This window comes from Paraburkholderia sp. JHI2823, from assembly GCF_038900695.1.
Classification (GTDB): Bacteria; Pseudomonadota; Gammaproteobacteria; order Burkholderiales; family Burkholderiaceae; genus Paraburkholderia; species Paraburkholderia mimosarum.
Window position 1 is genome coordinate 1 of record NZ_JAYMRY010000014.1, and the last position, 18,036, is coordinate 18,036.

The window sequence follows — 18,036 nt, forward strand, 5'->3', positions numbered from 1 at the left end:
TCACCAACTACGACGAGAGGTGAATGGTGGCAGGCATTGGCGGTGTGAGCGGCTTTCTTTGCCTACTTTCTTTGCCGCGGCAAAGAAAGTAGGTGCCGCCCCGCACAGGGGCAACGCTAACAGACCGGCGCGAAAACAAGGTTCAAGCACGCGCCGCGTTCTTGGCCGCTGTGCAAAGCAAAGCAGCTGCTGCCCCGCGCAGGGGGAACGCTAGCAAACCGACGCGAAAACATAAGGCCAAAACAAGAGCCAAACCTACCCCCGCCCCGACTCCACCGCCGCCCGGCGCAGCCGCTCCCGACTACTAGAAAGATGCATGCGCATGGCCGCGCGCGCGCCTTCGGGATCGTGGCGGGCGATGGCGTCGAAGATGCTCTCGTGCTCGCGGTTCACCAGCTCGGCGTAAGCCTGAGGATCGCGGTGCGCAATGCTCGCCGAATCGACGCGGCGCCGCGGGATCAATGCCGCACCCATCTGCGTGAGGATATCGACGAAGTAGCGGTTGCCCGTGGCGCGCGCCACCGAAATGTGAAATTCGAGGTCGGCGCCCGAGCTGTCGCCGCCCGCGCGGATGACAACGTCGAGCGCATTGAGCGCGGCGCGCATGCCTGCCAGGTCGCGCTCGCTCGCGCGCTGGGCGGCGAGTCCCGCAGACTCCGTCTCGAGGCTGATGCGCAGTTCCAGCACCGAAAGCACATCGTTGAGCGTGCTCGCCGGCTCGACCGCGAGGTCGAGCGGCTCGCGGTGCGGCTCGAGCACGAAGCTGCCGATGCCATGACGCGTCTCGATGACCGACATGGCCTGAAGCCGCGAGATGGCCTCGCGCACCACCGTGCGGCTCACGCCCAGTTGCGCCATGAGCTTGCTTTCGGTGGGCAGCTTGTCGCCGGGCTTGAGCGAGCGCGAGGCGATCTGCTCGCTGATGAAATTGACGACCTGCTCGGCGAGATTGCGGCTACGCGCACCGATAGGCGTGGCAAGCGACTCCGCCATGTATTTCTCCTTGGCTCGATAGGCATTTATCGCTCCATTATACGTTGTCGGACAACCACAAGATGTGGCGACGCCAAGCATCATTGGCAGACAGGCAGCATCCATCTCAGACGGACCGACGACATCGGATGACTGCCCCTCACAGTCCCTGTGCCCTCTTCGCCGAATGCTTTCGTGAGGACCTCGACACGGCCAGCACCGGCTCTTGGTTCGCACTCCGATTGAATGCAAACGATAGGCGAAATCACTTTTCGTTGTGTTAGCAAACATCCATGCCCCGCGACGGTGCGACTCGAATTTTTTTGCACATCTTCATGGCGCTAATTTTCTTTTTTCTCCGATAATGTGATCCAGAGGGTGCGCGCCCGGCCGTTATTGACAATGAGAATCCCCGCGGACGACGCCTCAACTGATATCGAATCGCAACGCGTTTGTGTCGCCACAATCCGCAACGAGGGAATCATTGAGAAACCGCATCGTTCTGCTCATCCTTGCGCTCGCGCTGCCCTGGGCCCCGCTGCTCGCGGCACCGGCCGCCGAGCCGGCGCCTGACACGATGCAGGCCCGCGTGATGGGTTGCGCGGCCTGCCACGGCGCGCACGGCGAGGGCACCGACAACGACTACTTCCCGCGTCTCGCGGGCAAGCCGGCCGGCTATCTGTTCAACCAGCTCATCGCCTTTCGCGACGGCGGCCGCAGCTATCCGCCCATGAACTATCTGCTGGCGTATCTGCCCGACGCCTACCTCAAGCAGATCGCGGAGTTCTTCGCGCAACAGCATCCGGCCTATCCGCCGCCGGCCAAACCCACCGTCGACGCCGCCACGCTCGCACTCGGCAAGACGCTTGTCCTCAACGGCGACACCAAACGCAAGCTGCCCGCGTGCGCGAGCTGCCATGGGGCGTCGCTCACGGGCATGCAGCCGGCCATTCCCGGTCTCGTGGGCCTGCATCCGAACTACATCAGCGCACAGCTCGGCGCCTTCCGCTACGGCACGCGCCGCGCCGCCGCTCCAGACTGCATGCACGACATCGCCAACCGTCTCGCCGACCGCGATATCACCGCGATCGCGGCCTGGCTCTCGTCGCAACCCGCGCCTGCCGATACGACGCCAGCGGCGCCCTCGTCGCTGCCGATCGCGTGCGGCAGCGTCCATAACTAGCCGGGGCCTCGACGTGCGCAGACTTCGAACCCTTCTCCCCTCATCGCGCAAGCCGCTCCCCAGGCCGACCGGTGCGGCACTGGCCACGCGCTTCTCGCTCGCTGCCTCCATCCTGTTGATGAGCGCAGTCGCAGCGCTCGCGCAAACGGGCGCGCCCAGCGCCAACTCGGCCGAGGCCGCGCGAGCTGCCGCCGCAGCGGCCACGGCCAATGCAAAGCCGGTGGCCAGCAACGCGGAACAGATTGCGAAAGGCGAATACCTCGCACGCGCGGGTGACTGCATTGCTTGCCACACGGTGCCTTCCCAGCAGATGTTCGGCGGCGGCCGCCCGATGGAGACACCGTTCGGCACGCTCTACACGCCGAACATCTCGTCGGACAAGACCTATGGCATCGGCTCATGGACGGCCGATGAGTTCTACCGCATGCTGCACGAGGGCAAATCGCGCGACGGCACGCTGCTCTACCCGGCCATGCCGTTCGCCTCTTACACCAAGGTCACGCGCGCGGATTCGGACGCGATCTTCGCCTACCTGCTCTCCACGCCCGCCGTGCATCAGCCGAACCGGCCGCACGACCTGCGCTTCCCGTACAACAAGCGCGCGCTGCTGCTCGGCTGGCGCACGCTGTTCTTCCGCCAGGGCGAGTTCAAGCCCGACCCCACTCAATCCGCCGAGTGGAATCGCGGCGCGTATCTCGTGCAAGGTCTCGGCCACTGCACGATGTGTCACACGGCCATCAACGCACTGGGCGGCAACACGGCTTCGAAGGAATTTCAGGGCGGTCTGATTCCCGTGCAGAACTGGTATGCGCCCTCGCTCACCTCGAACAGGGAAGCAGGACTCGGCGACTGGAGCATCGAGGACATCGTCGATCTGCTGCACGCGGGCGTGTCCAAACGCGGCGCCGTGTACGGGCCGATGGCCGAAGTCGTCTACGACAGCTTCCAGTACCTCACGGAAGACGACGTGCGTGCCGTGGCCGTCTACCTGAAGTCGCTGCCCGGTCACAACACCGAGGTCGACACGTCGCCGAAGAGCAGCTTCGTGACGGAGGAAGCCGCCCGCCTCGTGCCGCTCGGCAGGAAGATCTACGAGGCGCAATGCGCGACCTGTCACGCGGCCGAAGGCCAGGGCAAGCTGCCGCACTTCCCGCCGCTCGCCAACAACCAGTCGATCCAGATGAACTCGGCCGTGAATCCCATCCGCATGGTGCTCAACGGCGGCTACGCGCCAGGCACGAGGAAGAACCCCATGCCGTACGGCATGCCGCCCTTCGCGCAGTCGCTCTCGGATGAAGAGGTGGCGGCCGTCGTCACGTATATCCGCACGGCGTGGGGCAACCATGGCACGCCGGTTTCCGAACACGAAGTGAACGCGCTGCGTTCCGCGCCGCTTTTCTGAGGCTGCGATGATCGAGACACCCGTACCCCAACAACCGGGCGAGCGCCCGCAAGACGAACAGGTCGACGAGATCGTGCGCAACGGCCCGGGCGGTGCGCTCGTGCTCGCGGGCATCGCTACCGCGATCGTGACGGCGATCTGGTTCGCGTTCTACTTCATCGTGTTCCTGCCGCGCGGCGTCATCCAATAGATCAGACAGACAAGTAAAGGCCGGCCTCATGTCGAATCCTCTCGATAACCACGCCAGTGCCGAAGTCGCCGCGCGCATCGAGCGCCGCTGGGCGACGCTCATGGTGGCGCTCGTCGCCGTGTTCGTGGCGATGGTGGTCTTCACCGGCCTGCACTGGGCCATGATGCCGCCCTCGCGCGTCGAGCTCGTCAATCCGGGGACGCTGCACGTGTCCGGCGAATTCGTCGAAACGAACCTCGGCAGCGCCGTCGAGACCGACGGCTCCGTGACGGTGCGCATCCTCGCGCAGCAATACTCGTTCACGCCGCAATGCATCGTCGTGCCGGCGAATACGCCCATTACGTTCCGCGCCACGAGCGCCGATGTCATCCACGGGTTTCTCGTCACCGGCACCAACCTGAACTCGATGGTCGAGCCCGGCTACGTCTCGACGTTCCGCACGACCTTCGACAAGCCCGCCGACCACACCATGCCCTGCCACGAATACTGCGGCACGGGCCACCAGGGCATGTGGGCGCACGTGAAGGTCGTCGACAAGGACACCTTCATGCAGATGGCGAATCAGCCAGGCAACTCAGCCCGGAGACTCAGCTGTGTTAAATAACAAGCGACTCGTACTCGCCCACTTCTGGCTCGCGTTCATCCTGTTCGGTGTGGCGCTGCTGCTCGGCGCGTGGCAGATGCTCGTGCGCAGCCCGCTGCACCCCTGGCTCAAGGACCCCGAGCTCTACTACCGCTCGGTCACGGAGCACGGCACCGTGATGGGCTATGCCTTTCCCACGCTCATTGCCATGGGATTCGGCTACGCGGTCACGGAACTCGCGTTGAAGCGCCCGCTCGTGGGCGTGCGCTGGGCCTGGCTCGGCTTCATCCTGCTCGCACTTGGCGCGGTCACGGCCTCGGTGCCCGTCGCGCTCGGTCTCGCCTCGGTGCTCTACACGTTCTACCCGCCGATGATCGGCAACGTGTTCTACTACCTCGGCGTCGTGCTCGTGGTGGTGGGCTCGTGGGTGTGGGTCGCGCTCATGGGTGTGAACTGCGCCATCTGGAAGCGCGAGAATCGCGGCAAGCCCGTGCCGCTCGCCATGTTCGCCACCACGGCGGGCGCGTATCTGTGGGGATGGACCGCGGTGGGCGCGGCCATCGAAGTGCTGTTCCAGATCCTGCCCGTCGCGTTCGGCTGGCGCAATGTGATCGACGCGGGCCTCGCACGCGTGTTCTTCTCCTGGACGCTGCACGCCATCGTCTACTTCTGGCTGATACCCGCCTATGTCGCCTACTACACGATCATCCCGCGTGCGATCGGCGGCCGGCTCTACAGCGACGTGATGGCGCGCATCTCGTTCATCCTGTTCCTCGTGGTGTCCATGCCGATCGGCATACACCACCTCTTCACCGACCCGCAGGTGGGCTCGGGCTTCAAGTTCGTGCAATCGGTGTTCACGGCGCTCGTCTCGGTGCCGACGCTCCTCACCGTATTCACGATCTGCGCCTCCGTGGAAATCGCCGGGCGGCTGCGCGGCGGCAAGGGCGCGTTCGGCTGGATCGCGAAGCTGCCGTGGGACAATCCGCAAATGCTGGCCGTGGCGTTCTCGTTCGTCATGCTCGGCTTCGGCGGCGCGGGCGGCCTCATCAACATGAGCTACCAGCTCGACCAGCCGGTCCATAACACGCAGTGGATCACGGGCCACTTCCACCTGATCTTTGGCGGCGCCATCGTCATCATGTACTTCGCCATCGCCTACGATCTCTGGCCGCAGATCACGGGCCGCGCGCTCACCAACTGGCGCCTCATGCGCTGGCAGTTGTGGCTGTGGTTCATCGGCATGATCGTCACGACGTTTCCGTGGCATCTGGTCGGCCTGATGGGCATGCCGCGACGCATGGCGTACTACGACTACACCGATCCGGCACTGGCGGGCCAGGGCGCGCTCGTGGTGCTATCGGTCATCGGCGCGGTGATCCTCTTGATCTCGGCGATATTGTTCTTCGTCGTGCTGCTGCAAGGCCATCGCGGTGCGGAAGTCACGCCGGAGGAATATCGCTTCAGCAAGCCCGTGCACGAATCGGCGACGCTGCCCGTGGCGCTCAACAGCTTCGCGCTGTGGGTCGTGCTGATGATCGCCCTCACGGTCACGAACTACGGCTACCCGATTGCGCAACTGCTCGCGACACCCGAATCGGCGGTGCCCGCGATCCCGATTGGAGCGCAGCGATGAGTGACGAAAGCCTCTTCTCGTTTCGCAATCGATGGTTACGCATCGGTGTCGGCGCGACGATCGTCGTGTTCGTCGTTTCCGTGCTCATCGGCTTCGTCTGGCTGCCTTCCGCCAAGAGCGATCCGTATTTCCAGGGCGTCTGGAATGCGATCTGCAGCGCTGCCGGCGTGCCGCGCCAATGGCACCCGGTGGAGTCGGCCGTCGCGCCCACCTACAAGACCAGCACGGTCGAACTCACGCCGCACATGCTCGACGGCGCGACCAGTCTCTCGATCGGACGCGGCGCGACGCTCGCCCTGCGCTGCACGATGTGCCACGGCCCGCGCGGCATCAGCATGGCCAATTCGCCGAATCTCGCGGGCCAGTTCGCCATCGTGATCTTCAAGGAATTGCATGACTTCCAGACCGGCGCGCGCACGAACGCGGTGATGTCGCCCATGGCGCGCGATCTATCCGACGAGGACATGCGCGACCTCGCGGCCTACTATGCGTCGCTCCAGCCGATCGCGCACCTGCGTGGCGGCGCGCCCGACATCGTGGCGCACGGTGCGCCGCTACGCAATATTCCCGCGTGCGCGTCCTGCCATGGCGGTGTGGACGCCAAGATCGGCAGCCCATGGCTCGACGGCCTGCCGGCCGCGTACACGAAGGCGCAGTTGCTCGCGTTCGCGAACGGCACGCGCCACAACGACATTTCCGAGCAGATGCGCAACATCGCGCGCAACATGACGCCTGAGGAAATCGACGCCGCCGCCGCGTGGTACGCGGGCCAGACTCCGGCGCAGCAACCCTGAACCCGTATTGCGCGGGGCACGCCGTTTGCGCGCCGCGCACGCACCCCAGTCAATCTCGTGGAGAGACATCATGCAAAAGACGGCATCGGCACAGTGGCACGGCGGCATCAAGGATGGGCAGGGCACGATCTCGACGCAAACCGGCGTCCTGCGCGACGCGCCCTACGGCTTTGCCTCGCGCTTCGAGGGTGGCCCCGGCACCAACCCCGAGGAGCTGATCGGCGCGGCGCACGCGGGCTGCTTCACGATGGCGTTCTCGCTCTTTCTGACCCAGGCGGGATTCACGGCAGAGAGCATCGAGACGAAATCGACCGTCACGCTCGACAAGGTGGGCGAAGGCTTCGCCATTACGAGTTGCCAGCTGGACATGACGGCGAAGATTCCCGGCATCGACCAGGCGAAGTTCGATGAGCTTTCGAAGGGCGCCAAGGAGAACTGCCCGGTATCGAAGCTGTTCGCCAACAATGCGAAGATCACGCTCAACGCGAAGCTGGTTTGAGAGACGGTCATGGCCATCCCCCACGCGGCGCCGGGTGAAGTCTTCGACGTGCGCCCGCTAGGCGGCGCGCTCAGGAACGTGAAGTCGACCACGCTGATCCGCGCGCAGCAACTGGAAGTCATGCGGATCGTGCTGCCGGCAGGCAAGCGCCTGCCCGAGCACAGCGTGCCGGGCGAGATCACGGTGCAGTGCGTGGAAGGCGTGATCCGCTTTTTCGTCGAGGGCGATTCGCGCACGATGAACGCGGGCGACATGCTGCTGCTCGGCGGCGGCGTGACGCACGCGCTGGAAGCGCTCGACGATGCTTCCGTGATCGTCACGATTCATCTCGCCCACGGTGAGAAGTGACAGCGTAGGCTGCTCCGCCCCGCTCACTGCTTCGACGGCAGCGGATCGTCGTTGAGCGTCTTCAGGAACGCGATGATGTCCTGGATGTCGTGCTGTGTCATCGCCGGCTTGTCGCCGAACTTGCGGTCGAACGGCGCATCGGCCACGTCCACGTTTTTCCGGTACTGCGCCGGGATGTCGTCGTACTTGTCGATCCTGCCGCCGGGGCCGCGCGGATAGAACTTGCCCGGGTCCGTGTTGCGGTCGTTGTAGAACGCCATGACATCGTCGAGCGCGTGGTAGATGCCGTTGTGGAAAAACACCGTGCGCGTGGCCGAATTGCGCAGTGTAGGCGTGAGGAACATGCCGCAGTACTGCGTCTGGTCCTTGAAGTCCTCGCGGAACGGGCCGCACACGCCCAGATCGAAGAAGCGCGGATCCTTGTTCTGCGCGAGCTTGCGGTTGCGCGGCACGCCCAGCGCCTCGTACTGGTAGTCCGTGAACATGGGCGGCAAGCCGTCCTTGCCGGGCTTCGAGAGATGGCAGCCCGCGCAGTTCGCCTTGCTGGGGTCGTTGAAGAGGCGCAGGCCGCGCATTTCGGCTTGCGTGAGGCGCGCGTGGCCTTCCAGCCAACGGTCGTACTTGCTGTTATACGGATGGAACGAGGGATCTTCCACCTGGTAGCGCGAGATCGCGAACATCGCCTCCGCCACCGTCATCTTCGGGTCCGAAAAGATTCGGTCTCCGAACAGTTCGCGGAAGTGCTTCGCATAGGGCGCCTTTTCGAGCTTCGCCGCCACCTGTTCGATGCTCGTGTTCGCCATCTCCACCGGATTGAGCAGCGGACCGTAGGCCTGCTGTTGCAGCGTGTCGGCGCGTCCATCCCAGAAGAGCCCGCCCTGCGGCACCATCTCCACCGACGTCGAGGCGCCGCCCGCGATCTTCTGCGACTTCACGACGCCGGCTGCCGCGGTGGCCTGCTGCGCGGCGGTCGGCGCATCGTCGCTTTCGCCCTGGTCGGGGCCGATGCTGAAGTTCGGCTGCCGGTAGAGGTACATGAGCGAAGGCGGCGGCCGGTAACCCTGCTGGTTCATCGCGAGGCCGCCGATCTGCACGTCCTGGCTGTTGGGTGGACCGTATGCATGGTCCGGGCTGTGGCAAGAAGCACACGCCTCGCGACCGGAGCCCGAGAGCGCCGGATCGAAAAAGAGCTGTTTGCCGAGCTGCGCCATCGCCGAAAGCGGCGCGACAGGCGGGCGCTGGAGCACCACGGGATGAGGATTGGCGCCGGTCAGGTTCTCGACGACCTCGCCGACGGCATCGGGCACGTTCGCGGGAAACGCCACGGCATAGGCGCAAAAAGCCAGTGCGCCGAGCGCGATCGCGGCGGCCACCGCGCGCAGGACGCGCCGCCTGGGGCGAGAAGCGTTGCGCGGTCGCAAAGAAGACGGGGCGGGCGAAGAGGAAAGCTCGGACATGGTGCGATCTTTCTTTTTGGATAGTTCGAGAAGAAGGGAAAGCCTTACGCCGCGGTGCCCGAGCGCGTGCCCCGATGCGATCGAACTGACACAGCACGTTGCCCGCACCACCGGACATGAAACAGCGGAGCGAGTCGCATTACACCATCTCACGATGACTACGCAGCGACCTTTTAATTTCCAATCACTTTCGATTCATTTCAGAATGAAAGGATCGCGCGCAATTTGGGGCTGTTGCGCGCGGTTTGACCCCGTTCGACCGGTCACGCGTAGTTCACCGGATTGCACTCCGTGTGGCGCGAGCTATAACAGAAAGCACAGCACGGATGTTCTCTGCGCGCCCGCTCGCCCCTTCTACTTGCGTCGCGCCGGGCTGTGCCGCCCCCGAATGCGTGGGCGCGCTTCCCACTTGAGCAGTGAGCTAACACGTTCGGCAGCCGTGCGCTGCGCGCAGGCATCCCGACTTTCCAGACAAGTGTGCGAACGGGGCCGTTCCCGCCCGCTCGCGCGCACCTTCCCTGGCCATTAGCGTTCTGGCACCGCGCAATTGGCTCCGAAGGTGCACTCACGAACTCGAGAAAGGAGGTTGATATGACACTCCGCCTGGCGTTGATCGCCACATGCGTGGCGGCGATAGCCGCCGTCGCGCCCGGCACGGCGCGCGCAACGGACGACCCCGTCTCCCAGGACCGCGCGCATCAGAAGATGACCAGCGACGCCGATGCCTCGGCCCAGGCCAGCACCGACATGTCGTACGGCGGCACGCCGGACACGCGCGGCGCCTCGGGCCATCGCACGGGCAAGGTTTGCTGGCCGCGCCCCGAATGCGACATATTTTTCGGGCAATGAGCTTCGGACGTTGAGTGCGTTGCTGAACCGCGGTCGGTGACAGGAGCCGATGAACGAAGGCGGCGCGTAGATCCGCCGCCGTGGTTTTGCTGTGCCTGCGCGCGGTATTGGGCCGGTGGCTCTTCCGGCGTTTCGCGGCCTTGGTACGGTCGTGTTGCGGTCCTGGTGCGGTCGTCTAGAGAGGCTCGCTTGCCGCTTATTGCACGGCGGCTTGCAGCAGCCCCACCACGCGCTGCAGCGGCGCGAGCACCTCGGCATCGATACCATAGAGCGGGCCGAGCGTCTGCGAAACGTCGCGATAGTCGAGCCGCGTGTGCCCCTCGTTGTCTTCCCAGATCACCATGCGCAGCGGCAGTTCGACCGCCGCATGCGGATTGGCCGCCATGACGGGCGTGCCCGCCTTCGGATTGCCGAACAGAATGAAGCGCGTGCGGCGCAGGCTGAGCCCGGCGGTCCCGGCCTCCTCGCGCTGGTCGACATCGGCGAAGACCCGCGCGCCCGCCTTTGCGAGCGCGGCCTTCAGTCGTGCGATCGTCGTGTCGAAATCGTGTGCGCTTTTGAGCGCCAGCACGGACGAGGGATGTTGCCCGTATTCGGCCATGTCGAACTCCTCCTATGGCGCGCGTCCCGCCCAAGACGCGCGATGCATGCACCGGCACTGTATCCTGGATGCGCGGCGGGAGTATGGCCGGGAATCAGGCGCGCGACTTCGGCGTGCCCGTCTTCCGGGCCGCACGCGGCACGTCGGTGCCCATGCGCAGGCGCGCCACCACGCCCAGGCCGCGCCCATCGAGAATGCGGCGGCGATCGGGACGGTAGCCACCTGGATACACCGTCTCGCCGCGCCGTGGAATCCTTGGTGCATTCCTTCATTTACATGACTAGACAACGCCATCCCGAGTTCGAGCACGCCGATCCGAACACGCCACGCCCGGAAAATAGCGTGTTGATTCATCGCTCTGGCCGCTCCCATAGCCCATTTACAGGGTTTTCCATGACACCGTATTTCTGAAATTGTCTTGCGCTCAAATTCTTTTCTCTTCATTCTTGTCTATGCAAGTCACACGAACGCAAGAACGTATCCACCGGTCCCCGGTAACTACTGACAAAGGAGTATGGGCATGCAGGCGAAGTACACCCGTCTCGCGAAAGCAATGATTGGCGCGGCACTCGGCATCACACTACTTGGCGGCGGCAGTGCCGGCGCGAAGGAATGGAAGAGCGTGACAATTGCGCTCGACGGCAGCTATGCCCCCTGGAACCTGACACTGCCCGGCGGCAAGCTCGGCGGCTTCGAGCCCGAACTCGTGGAAGACCTGTGCGCGCGCGCACAACTTCAGTGCAAGCTCGTTACCCAGGACTGGGACGGCATGATCCCCGGCCTGCAGGCCGGTAAGTTCGATGTCCTGATGGATGCGATTTCGATCACGCCCGATCGCGAGAAGATCATCGCGTTCTCGAAGCCCTATGCGGCGACGCCGGCGACGTTCGCCGTCGCCGATACGAAGATCCTGCCGAAGGGCGGCGCGAACACGCCGCCGCTCAAGCTCGACGCCGACTCGCGCAGCAACGCGCCCGCGATCGAATCGATGCGCAAGGCGCTGAAGGGCAAGACGATCGGCATCCAGTCCGGCACCGTCTATACAGGTTTCATCAACGCCAACTTCAAGGACGTCGCGTCGGTCCGGGTGTACAAGACCGCGCCCGAGCGCGATCTCGACCTGACAAACGGCCGCATCGACGCAACGTTCGACGACGTGACCTACTACACTGCGAACACCGACAAGTCGCCCGTCGTGATCGCCGGCACGATGATCTCGGGTCCGATCTGGGGACCCGGCGAAGGCCTCGCGTTCCGCAAACAGGACGCCGATCTGAAGGCGAAATTCGACACGGCGATTACGGCGGCGCTTGCCGACGGCACCGTGAAAAAGCTCGCCGTCAAGTGGTTCAAGACCGACGTGACTCCGTAAGCGTCGCTTACCCGTTCGCCGCGCGCCGCAAGCGGCGCGCGCCTTCGCCTCCCCATCCGCATGGATCCCTGCCATGTCTTTGTTATCGCTTTTCAACACACTCGGCCTCGGGCCGGACGGCTGGGGGAGCGTGCTGCTCTTGGGCGCGTTGATGACCGTCGTCCTGACCCTCGCTGCACTGGCGATCGGCGCGGTGTTCGGTGCGCTCATCGCCGCCGCGAAACTCTCGCGCCTGCGCGTGCTGCGTATCACCGGTGACTTCTACACGACCGTCTTTCGCGGCGTGCCCGAACTGCTAGTCATCTATCTGTTCTATTTCGGCGGCTCCTCGCTGGTTACGACCGTTGGCCAGTGGTTCGGCGCGGAAGGTTTCGTCGGTGTGCCGCCCTTCGCCGTCGGCGCCTTTGCGGTTGGCATGATTTCGGGCGCCTATCAGGCCGAGGTGTATCGCGCAGCCGTGCTCGCCGTTGCACGCGGCGAACTCGAAGCCGCTCGCGCGATCGGCATGCCGACGCTCACCATGTTCCGCCGCATCCTGATTCCGCAAGTGCTGCGCTACGCGCTGCCCGGCATCGGCAACGTCTGGCAGCTGAGCCTCAAGGATTCCGCGCTGATCTCGGTCACGGGTCTCGCCGAACTGCTGCGCGCGAGCCAGATCGCCGCGGGCTCGACGCATCAGTACTTCCTGTTCTTCGTCGCTGGCGGTGTGCTGTATCTCGCAATGACGGGCGTGTCGAACCGCGTCTTCGGCCGTGCCGAGGCGATCGTCGGCCGCTCATTCAAGCGCAACTTCGCGCGCAACTGAACGGGAGCGCTCAATCATGAACATCGATTTCGCGTTCCTGCTCGACACGTTGCGCCAGCTCATCGGCGCCGTGCCTGTCACCCTCGGTCTTTTCTTCGCATCACTCGTGCTGGGCGGTCTGCTCTCGCTCGTGATCGTCACGATGCGCGTTTCGCCGCACTGGCTGCCGAACCGTTTCGCGCGCGCATACATCCTGGTATTTCGCGGATCGCCCCTGCTCATCCAGATGTTCCTCGTCTATTACGGCCTCGGGCAGTTCGGCGTGATTCGCGAAAGTTTTTTGTGGCCGGTGCTACGCGAACCCTATGTCTGTGCGGTCCTGTCGCTCGCGCTGTGCACCGCTGGCTATACGGCCGAGATCATCCGCGGCGGCCTCATGGCGGTGCCCGTCGGGCAGATCGAGGCAGGCTACTCGATCGGTCTTTCGGGTTTCGCCCTGCTGCGCCGCGTGATCGGGCCGATCACACTGCGTCAGTGCCTGCCCGCGTATTCGACGGAAGCTGTGCTGCTCGTCAAGTCGACAGCGCTCGCGAGCCTGGTCACCGTTTGGGAAGTAACGGGCGTGGCGCAGCAAATCATTCAGCAGACCTATCGCACGACCGAGGTATTCACGTGCGCCGCACTGATCTACCTGCTTCTGAACTTCGTCGTCGTGCGCGTCATCGGCTTCGCCGAGCAGCGGCTCTCGCGCCACCTGCGTGCGGCGCCCCCCGCCGTGCAAAAGCCCGCCGCGCCGCTCGAAGCCACTCGTGCCGCCTCGTGACCTGCCGCCCCATCTGGAGAGATTGATGAATTCGACTGCACCCATCGCGCTCTCGGTGCGCAACATCCACAAATCGTTCGGCGACCATCACGTCCTCAAGGGCATTTCGCTCGACGCTTACGAGGGCGATGTCATTTCGATTCTCGGCGCGAGCGGCTCGGGCAAGAGCACGTTCCTGCGTTGCCTGAACCTGCTCGAGACGCCGGACGATGGCTCGGTCGCGCTCGCAGGCGAGGAACTGAAGATGAAGCGCCGCAGCGACGGCAAGCTGCAACCGGGCGACCGCCGCCAGGTGGACCGCGTCCGCTCGCAGCTCGGCATGGTTTTTCAGAACTTCAACTTGTGGTCGCACATGACCGTGATCGAGAACCTGATCGAAGGGCCCATGCGCGTGCTCAAACGCAGCCGCGCCGAATCGGTCGAAGAGGCCGAAGCGCTGCTCGCGAAGGTCGGTCTCGCGGACAAGCGCGGCCACTATCCAGCGCATCTGTCAGGCGGCCAGCAGCAGCGCGTGGCGATTGCACGCGCGCTCGCCATGCACCCCAAGGTGATGCTGTTCGACGAGCCGACCTCGGCGCTCGACCCCGAGCTGGTCGGCGAAGTCCTGCGCGTGATGCGCACGCTCGCCGACGAAGGCCGCACGATGCTCGTCGTCACGCACGAGATGGGCTTCGCGCGCCACGTTTCGAATCGCGTGATGTTCCTGCACCAGGGTCAGGTCGATTCGGACGGCACGCCCGGCGAGGTATTCGGCGAACTGAAGTCGGAGCGCTTTCGCCAGTTCGTGTCGAGCCACCAGGACCGCAACGCTCACTGAATCCGCGCAACACATACGCTCTCTCATGGCAATCGTACGTACCCACAAACCGCTCGACTGGCGCGCGATCGCCGCGGTCGCCGCGGGCGAGACGCTGATTCTCAGCGCGGATGCGCAAGCGAAGATTCGTAGCGCCCGTGCCCTCGTCGAACAGATCGTCGCGCGCAGCATACGCGCGTATGGCGTGAACACGGGCGTCGGCGCGTTGTGCGACGTCGTCGTCTCGCAAGACGAACAGCATGACCTGTCGCACAACATTCTGATGAGCCACGCAGTGGGCGTGGGGGAGCCGCTAGGCGCCGAAGAAACGCGCGCGATCATGGCAGCCGCCATCAACAACTTCGCGCATGGGCATTCGGGCGTGCGGCTAGAGGTGGTCGAGCGGCTAGCCGCGCTGCTCGGTGCGAATTGCCTGCCAGAAGTGCCGGCGTTCGGTTCCGTCGGCTATCTGAGCCACATGGCGCACATTGCCCTCGTGTGCGTGGGCGCGGGTCATGTGCGCTGGAACGGCGAGCGTCTGAGCGGTGCGCAGGCCCTGCACCGGCTCGGCCTGCAGCCCCTGTCGCTCGAAGCAAAGGAAGGGCTGAGCCTCGTGAACGGCACGCCGTGCGTAACCGGGCTTGCGGCGCTCGCGCTCGAGCGCGCCGAGCGCTTGCTCGACTGGGCGGATGTCGTTGCCGCGATGAGTTTCGAGAATCTTGGCGGGCAGATCGCGGCGTTCGACACCCGTTCGCTCGCGTTTCGCGTGTCGCCTGGTCTCGCCTGCGTAGGCGAGCGGCTGCGCGCCGCCCTTGCTGGCAGCTCGCTGCTGGAAATATCGCTCGGCCGGCGCACGCAAGACCCGCTCAGCGTGCGCACGATCCCGCACGTGCACGGCGCCGCGCGCGACACGCTCGCTGCGACGATCGAAGTCGTGAACCGCGAGCTTGCCTCCGTGACCGACAATCCGATCGTTGCGGGCACGCCGGAGTCACCGCAGGTCTACTCGCAGGCGCATGCTGTAGGAGCCTCGATCGCGCTCGCCATGGACAGCCTCGCGACCGCGATCGCGCAAGTCGCGGCGATGGCCGAGCGCCGTCTCGACCGCCTCGTGAACCCGCTCGTGAGCGGCTTGCCCGCCTTCCTCGCGCACACCGGCGGCACACGCTCGGGCTTCATGATCGCGCAGTACACGGCCGCGTCGCTGGTTGCGCAGAACCGCCGTGAAGCGGCTCCAGCGAGCCTCGACGGCGGCGTGACCTCCGGGCTCCAGGAAGACCATCTGTGTCACGCCACGCCGGCAGCGCTGAAGGCGCTCGCGATCATCGAGAACAGCAACCGGATCCTCGGCATCGAACTGCTCGCTGCGGCGCAGGCGTATGATCTCCAGCCGCTCGGCGCGGCGCGTGCGCCCTACACGGACGCGCTTTACGCGAGCGTGCGCGCCAGCGTGCCGACCTATCGCGACGACCGCCCGCTCTCGGAGGACATGACGTTCGCATTTCGCCTCGTCGCCAATGGCGCCCCCCCGCCGCTTTCCGGCCCGGCGCGCGGCGACTCCACGGCCAGCACGCGCGAGGCGAACGTCGACATCGCACCTGCGCAGGGTGCAACTGGCGTGGCGGTCAACACGTATCCCGGCGTGATCGGCGTCTGACTGGAAACCTGGCTGGCTGGCATCTGCCCGCCAGCCTGTTTTCATCCTGATCCTGGCAAATGAAAACAAGCATGAACGCGCCAACTTCGCTCACCGACAACCCAATGCGCTGCGCAACCGCTCGCAAGGTCACCCCTGCGTATGAGCAGATCAAGCGCTACGTGGTGGACCGGATCGCAGACGGGACCTGGAAGCCCGGCGAGGCCATTCCATCGGAAACGGAGCTCGTGAAGGAATTCGGCGTGGCGCGCATGACCGTGTCACGCGCACTGCGAGAACTATCGGCCGAGCACGTGCTCAGGCGCGTCCAGGGCGCCGGAACCTTCGTCGCCTCTCGCGATGTCGAATCGACCGTCCTGGAGGTCCGCAACATCGCCGACGAAATCGCGTCACGCGGGCATCGCCACAGCGCGCGGGTGCTGGCGCTGGAAGTTGCCTCGAACGAGCAGGCGATGGCGGCGCTCAATCTCTGCGACGGCTGCGCGTTCCATTCGCGCATCGTGCATTACGAGGACAACGAAGCGATCCAGTACGAGGATCGCTACGTGAACCCGCACGTGTTTCCGCGGTATATCGAGCAGGATTTCACGCTGGAGACGCCGAATCACTACATGATGAGGCTCGCGCCTGTTCAGCGGGCGGAGTTCCGCATCTATGCGCAAAAGCCTGACGCGGAAATACGGCGCCATCTGTCGATGAATATCGGCGAACCGTGTCTGCTGATGTGGCGGCGCACATGGGTCGGCAGCGAAGTTGCCACCGCAGTCAAGCTTTGGCATCCGGCCTCGCGCTTTCATCTGGCCGGCAAGGTCTCGGGCTGACGCCGGGCGTGCCACGGCCCGGCCCCCGCCTCGTTGCGCGTTTTCGGGCGCCTTAGCGCTGTTTTGCGCCGGCCTCGCGCGCCCGCGCGAGCACGTCGAGGTTGCCCTCGCCAAAGCCGTGGTGACCGCTTCGCTGCACGACTTCGAAAAAAATCTCGCCGGGATGGCGCTTCACAAAGGTCTGGAAAAAGAGGCGTGGCACACCGTCCTGGCTGATCTCGCCATCGATCAGCACATGACGCCTGCGCAATGCGTCGAGGTCCACGCCGTGGCCGGGCAGGCGCGCGTCGACGGTATCGTAGTAGGCAGGCGGCGGCTCGACGAACTCGACGCCATTGGCCTTGAGCGCATCGACGCTCGCGAGGATGTCGTCGGTGGCGAGCGCGATGTGCTGCACGCCTTCGCCGGGATGCTCGGGCAGGTAGTCATGCAATAGCTGCGTGCGCCGCGTGCCCTCTTCGTACACGGGAATGCGCAGTTCGCCATCGGGCGACACCATCACGCGCGATTCCTCGGACACGTGCCAGTTCGCGTTGATCTCGTGAATCTCGCGGAAATGCAGCAGGTCGCGGTAGAAGTCGAGCCATTCGGCAATGCGCCCGGCGCCCACGGTTTGCGTGAGGTGATCCACACGCGTGAGGCCGGTGCCGCCGTGCTCGAGATCGGTATGCGCCGTGGCGACGTCGATCGGCCGGAAGTCGATGTCGAAAATCGAAATGTCGCCCACGCCGCCGCGCTGGCCGCCGCGGCCGCGCCAGCGGTCGACAAAGTACAGATGCGAATCGCCAATGCCCTGGATGGCAGGAATGTTCAGCTCCGCCGGACCCACGCGCTCGCCTTCGAACGCCCACGCGCCGAGCGAAATGGCGTGCTCGAACGCGCGCTGCGCGTTGTCGACCCGCACGCCGATCGCACACACGCCCATGCCGTACTCCTGCGCGTAGCGGGCGGCGAACGAATCGGGTTCGGCGTTGAGGAGGAAATTCATCTCGCCCTGGCGATAGAGCGTGACCGCCTTGCTCACGTGGCGCGCGATCGGCTTGAAGCCGAACTGCTCGAAGCGGCGGCCGAGGTCGGCGGGCGTGGGCGCGGCGAACTCGACGAACTCGAGGCCGGCCATGCCGAGTGGATTGTCCGCCTGCGGCGGCAGTTGGGAGGGGCTGGACATGCAATGGGCTCCTGACGCAAGCGCTGAAACGGTGACTTCGCAATCCTTGCCGGGATGCGCGAAGCAGGCCGATTTTAACCAGTTCGTTCACTTTTGACGAAGCTGGACGTGATCGGGCCTTTCTCGCGCCCTCTCGGTGC

The 18,036-nt window shown here is 65.0% G+C and carries 20 protein-coding genes; 15 read left to right on the forward strand and 5 right to left on the reverse strand.

Features of this window, described 5'->3' with window-relative positions; genetic code table 11:
* Positions 1–255: 255 nt before the first annotated feature.
* A complete protein-coding gene (locus VSR34_RS17025; protein ID WP_342963004.1) occupies positions 256–993 on the reverse strand; it encodes a FadR/GntR family transcriptional regulator in 738 nt (245 codons plus the stop codon).
* 556 nt (positions 994–1,549) lie between these two features.
* On the opposite strand from VSR34_RS17025, the gene VSR34_RS17030 reads away from it, so the two are divergent.
* The 8 genes from VSR34_RS17030 (at position 1,550) to VSR34_RS17065 (ending at position 7,607) form a co-directional block, all read left to right on the forward strand.
* Positions 1,550–2,155: a c-type cytochrome gene (locus VSR34_RS17030; protein ID WP_036021301.1), complete on the forward strand. Its 606-nt coding sequence runs from the start codon at positions 1,550–1,552 to the stop codon at positions 2,153–2,155.
* A gap of 118 nt (positions 2,156–2,273) precedes the next feature.
* Complete coding sequence (locus VSR34_RS17035; protein WP_042291858.1) at positions 2,274–3,557, forward strand: cytochrome c; 1,284 nt, start codon at positions 2,274–2,276, stop codon at positions 3,555–3,557.
* 7 nt (positions 3,558–3,564) lie between these two features.
* Positions 3,565–3,747 carry a hypothetical protein gene (locus VSR34_RS17040; protein WP_342963005.1) on the forward strand — a complete coding sequence of 61 codons (183 nt, stop codon included), beginning with the start codon at positions 3,565–3,567 and terminating at the stop codon, positions 3,745–3,747.
* A gap of 28 nt (positions 3,748–3,775) precedes the next feature.
* Positions 3,776–4,351: a cytochrome C oxidase subunit II gene (locus VSR34_RS17045; RefSeq protein ID WP_342963006.1), complete on the forward strand. Its 576-nt coding sequence runs from the start codon at positions 3,776–3,778 to the stop codon at positions 4,349–4,351.
* The gene (locus tag VSR34_RS17050; protein WP_342963007.1) at positions 4,341–5,966 is read left to right on the forward strand and encodes a cbb3-type cytochrome c oxidase subunit I; all 1,626 of its coding nucleotides are present in this window, start codon (positions 4,341–4,343) and stop codon (positions 5,964–5,966) included. Before VSR34_RS17045 ends, VSR34_RS17050 begins: the two co-directional genes overlap by 11 nt.
* Entirely contained in the window at positions 5,963–6,760 is a 798-nt protein-coding gene (locus VSR34_RS17055) for a c-type cytochrome (RefSeq protein ID WP_342963008.1), read from the forward strand. Before VSR34_RS17050 ends, VSR34_RS17055 begins: the two co-directional genes overlap by 4 nt.
* Positions 6,761–6,830: 70 nt before the next feature.
* A complete protein-coding gene (locus VSR34_RS17060; RefSeq protein ID WP_028214973.1) occupies positions 6,831–7,259 on the forward strand; it encodes an OsmC family protein in 429 nt (142 codons plus the stop codon).
* A gap of 9 nt (positions 7,260–7,268) precedes the next feature.
* Entirely contained in the window at positions 7,269–7,607 is a 339-nt protein-coding gene (locus VSR34_RS17065) for a cupin domain-containing protein (RefSeq protein WP_028214972.1), read from the forward strand.
* Positions 7,608–7,630: 23 nt separating this feature from the next.
* Here the strand turns inward: VSR34_RS17065 and VSR34_RS17070 are convergent, their stop codons facing one another.
* Positions 7,631–9,064 (reverse strand): cytochrome c peroxidase, encoded by a 1,434-nt coding sequence (locus VSR34_RS17070; RefSeq protein ID WP_342963009.1) that lies wholly within the window; start codon positions 9,062–9,064, stop codon positions 7,631–7,633.
* A gap of 591 nt (positions 9,065–9,655) precedes the next feature.
* Between VSR34_RS17070 and VSR34_RS17075 the strand changes: the two genes are divergently transcribed.
* Positions 9,656–9,913, forward strand: a complete 258-nt coding sequence (locus tag VSR34_RS17075; RefSeq protein ID WP_036021282.1) for a hypothetical protein — start codon at positions 9,656–9,658, stop codon at positions 9,911–9,913.
* Between the two features lie 196 nt (positions 9,914–10,109).
* On the opposite strand, the gene VSR34_RS17080 is transcribed toward VSR34_RS17075, so the two are convergent.
* Positions 10,110–10,514, reverse strand: coding sequence for a DUF302 domain-containing protein (locus tag VSR34_RS17080; protein WP_342963010.1), 405 nt, complete (start codon positions 10,512–10,514; stop codon positions 10,110–10,112).
* Between the two features lie 94 nt (positions 10,515–10,608).
* Positions 10,609–10,746, reverse strand: a complete 138-nt coding sequence (locus VSR34_RS17085; RefSeq protein ID WP_154671392.1) for a hypothetical protein — start codon at positions 10,744–10,746, stop codon at positions 10,609–10,611.
* Between the two features lie 288 nt (positions 10,747–11,034).
* Between VSR34_RS17085 and VSR34_RS17090 the strand changes: the two genes are divergently transcribed.
* The 6 genes from VSR34_RS17090 to hutC all read left to right on the forward strand — a co-directional run bounded on the left by VSR34_RS17090 (position 11,035) and on the right by hutC (position 16,728).
* Complete coding sequence (locus VSR34_RS17090) at positions 11,035–11,886, forward strand: transporter substrate-binding domain-containing protein (protein WP_342963011.1); 852 nt, start codon at positions 11,035–11,037, stop codon at positions 11,884–11,886.
* 73 nt (positions 11,887–11,959) lie between these two features.
* On the forward strand, positions 11,960–12,691 hold the full coding sequence (locus VSR34_RS17095) for an ABC transporter permease subunit (protein ID WP_036046428.1): 732 nt from the start codon (positions 11,960–11,962) through the stop codon (positions 12,689–12,691).
* Positions 12,692–12,707: 16 nt separating this feature from the next.
* Positions 12,708–13,454, forward strand: a complete 747-nt coding sequence (locus VSR34_RS17100; protein WP_342963012.1) for an ABC transporter permease subunit — start codon at positions 12,708–12,710, stop codon at positions 13,452–13,454.
* Positions 13,455–13,479: 25 nt separating this feature from the next.
* Positions 13,480–14,271, forward strand: a complete 792-nt coding sequence (locus VSR34_RS17105; protein ID WP_342963013.1) for an ATP-binding cassette domain-containing protein — start codon at positions 13,480–13,482, stop codon at positions 14,269–14,271.
* Positions 14,272–14,296: 25 nt separating this feature from the next.
* Positions 14,297–15,907, forward strand: a complete 1,611-nt coding sequence (gene hutH, locus VSR34_RS17110; RefSeq protein WP_342963014.1) for a histidine ammonia-lyase — start codon at positions 14,297–14,299, stop codon at positions 15,905–15,907.
* A 104-nt stretch (positions 15,908–16,011) separates the two neighbouring features.
* Complete coding sequence (hutC, locus tag VSR34_RS17115) at positions 16,012–16,728, forward strand: histidine utilization repressor (protein ID WP_342963098.1); 717 nt, start codon at positions 16,012–16,014, stop codon at positions 16,726–16,728.
* Positions 16,729–16,780: 52 nt separating this feature from the next.
* On the opposite strand, the gene VSR34_RS17120 is transcribed toward hutC, so the two are convergent.
* The gene (locus VSR34_RS17120; protein WP_028214964.1) at positions 16,781–17,896 is read right to left on the reverse strand and encodes a VOC family protein; all 1,116 of its coding nucleotides are present in this window, start codon (positions 17,894–17,896) and stop codon (positions 16,781–16,783) included.
* Between the last annotated feature and the right edge of the window lie 140 nt (positions 17,897–18,036).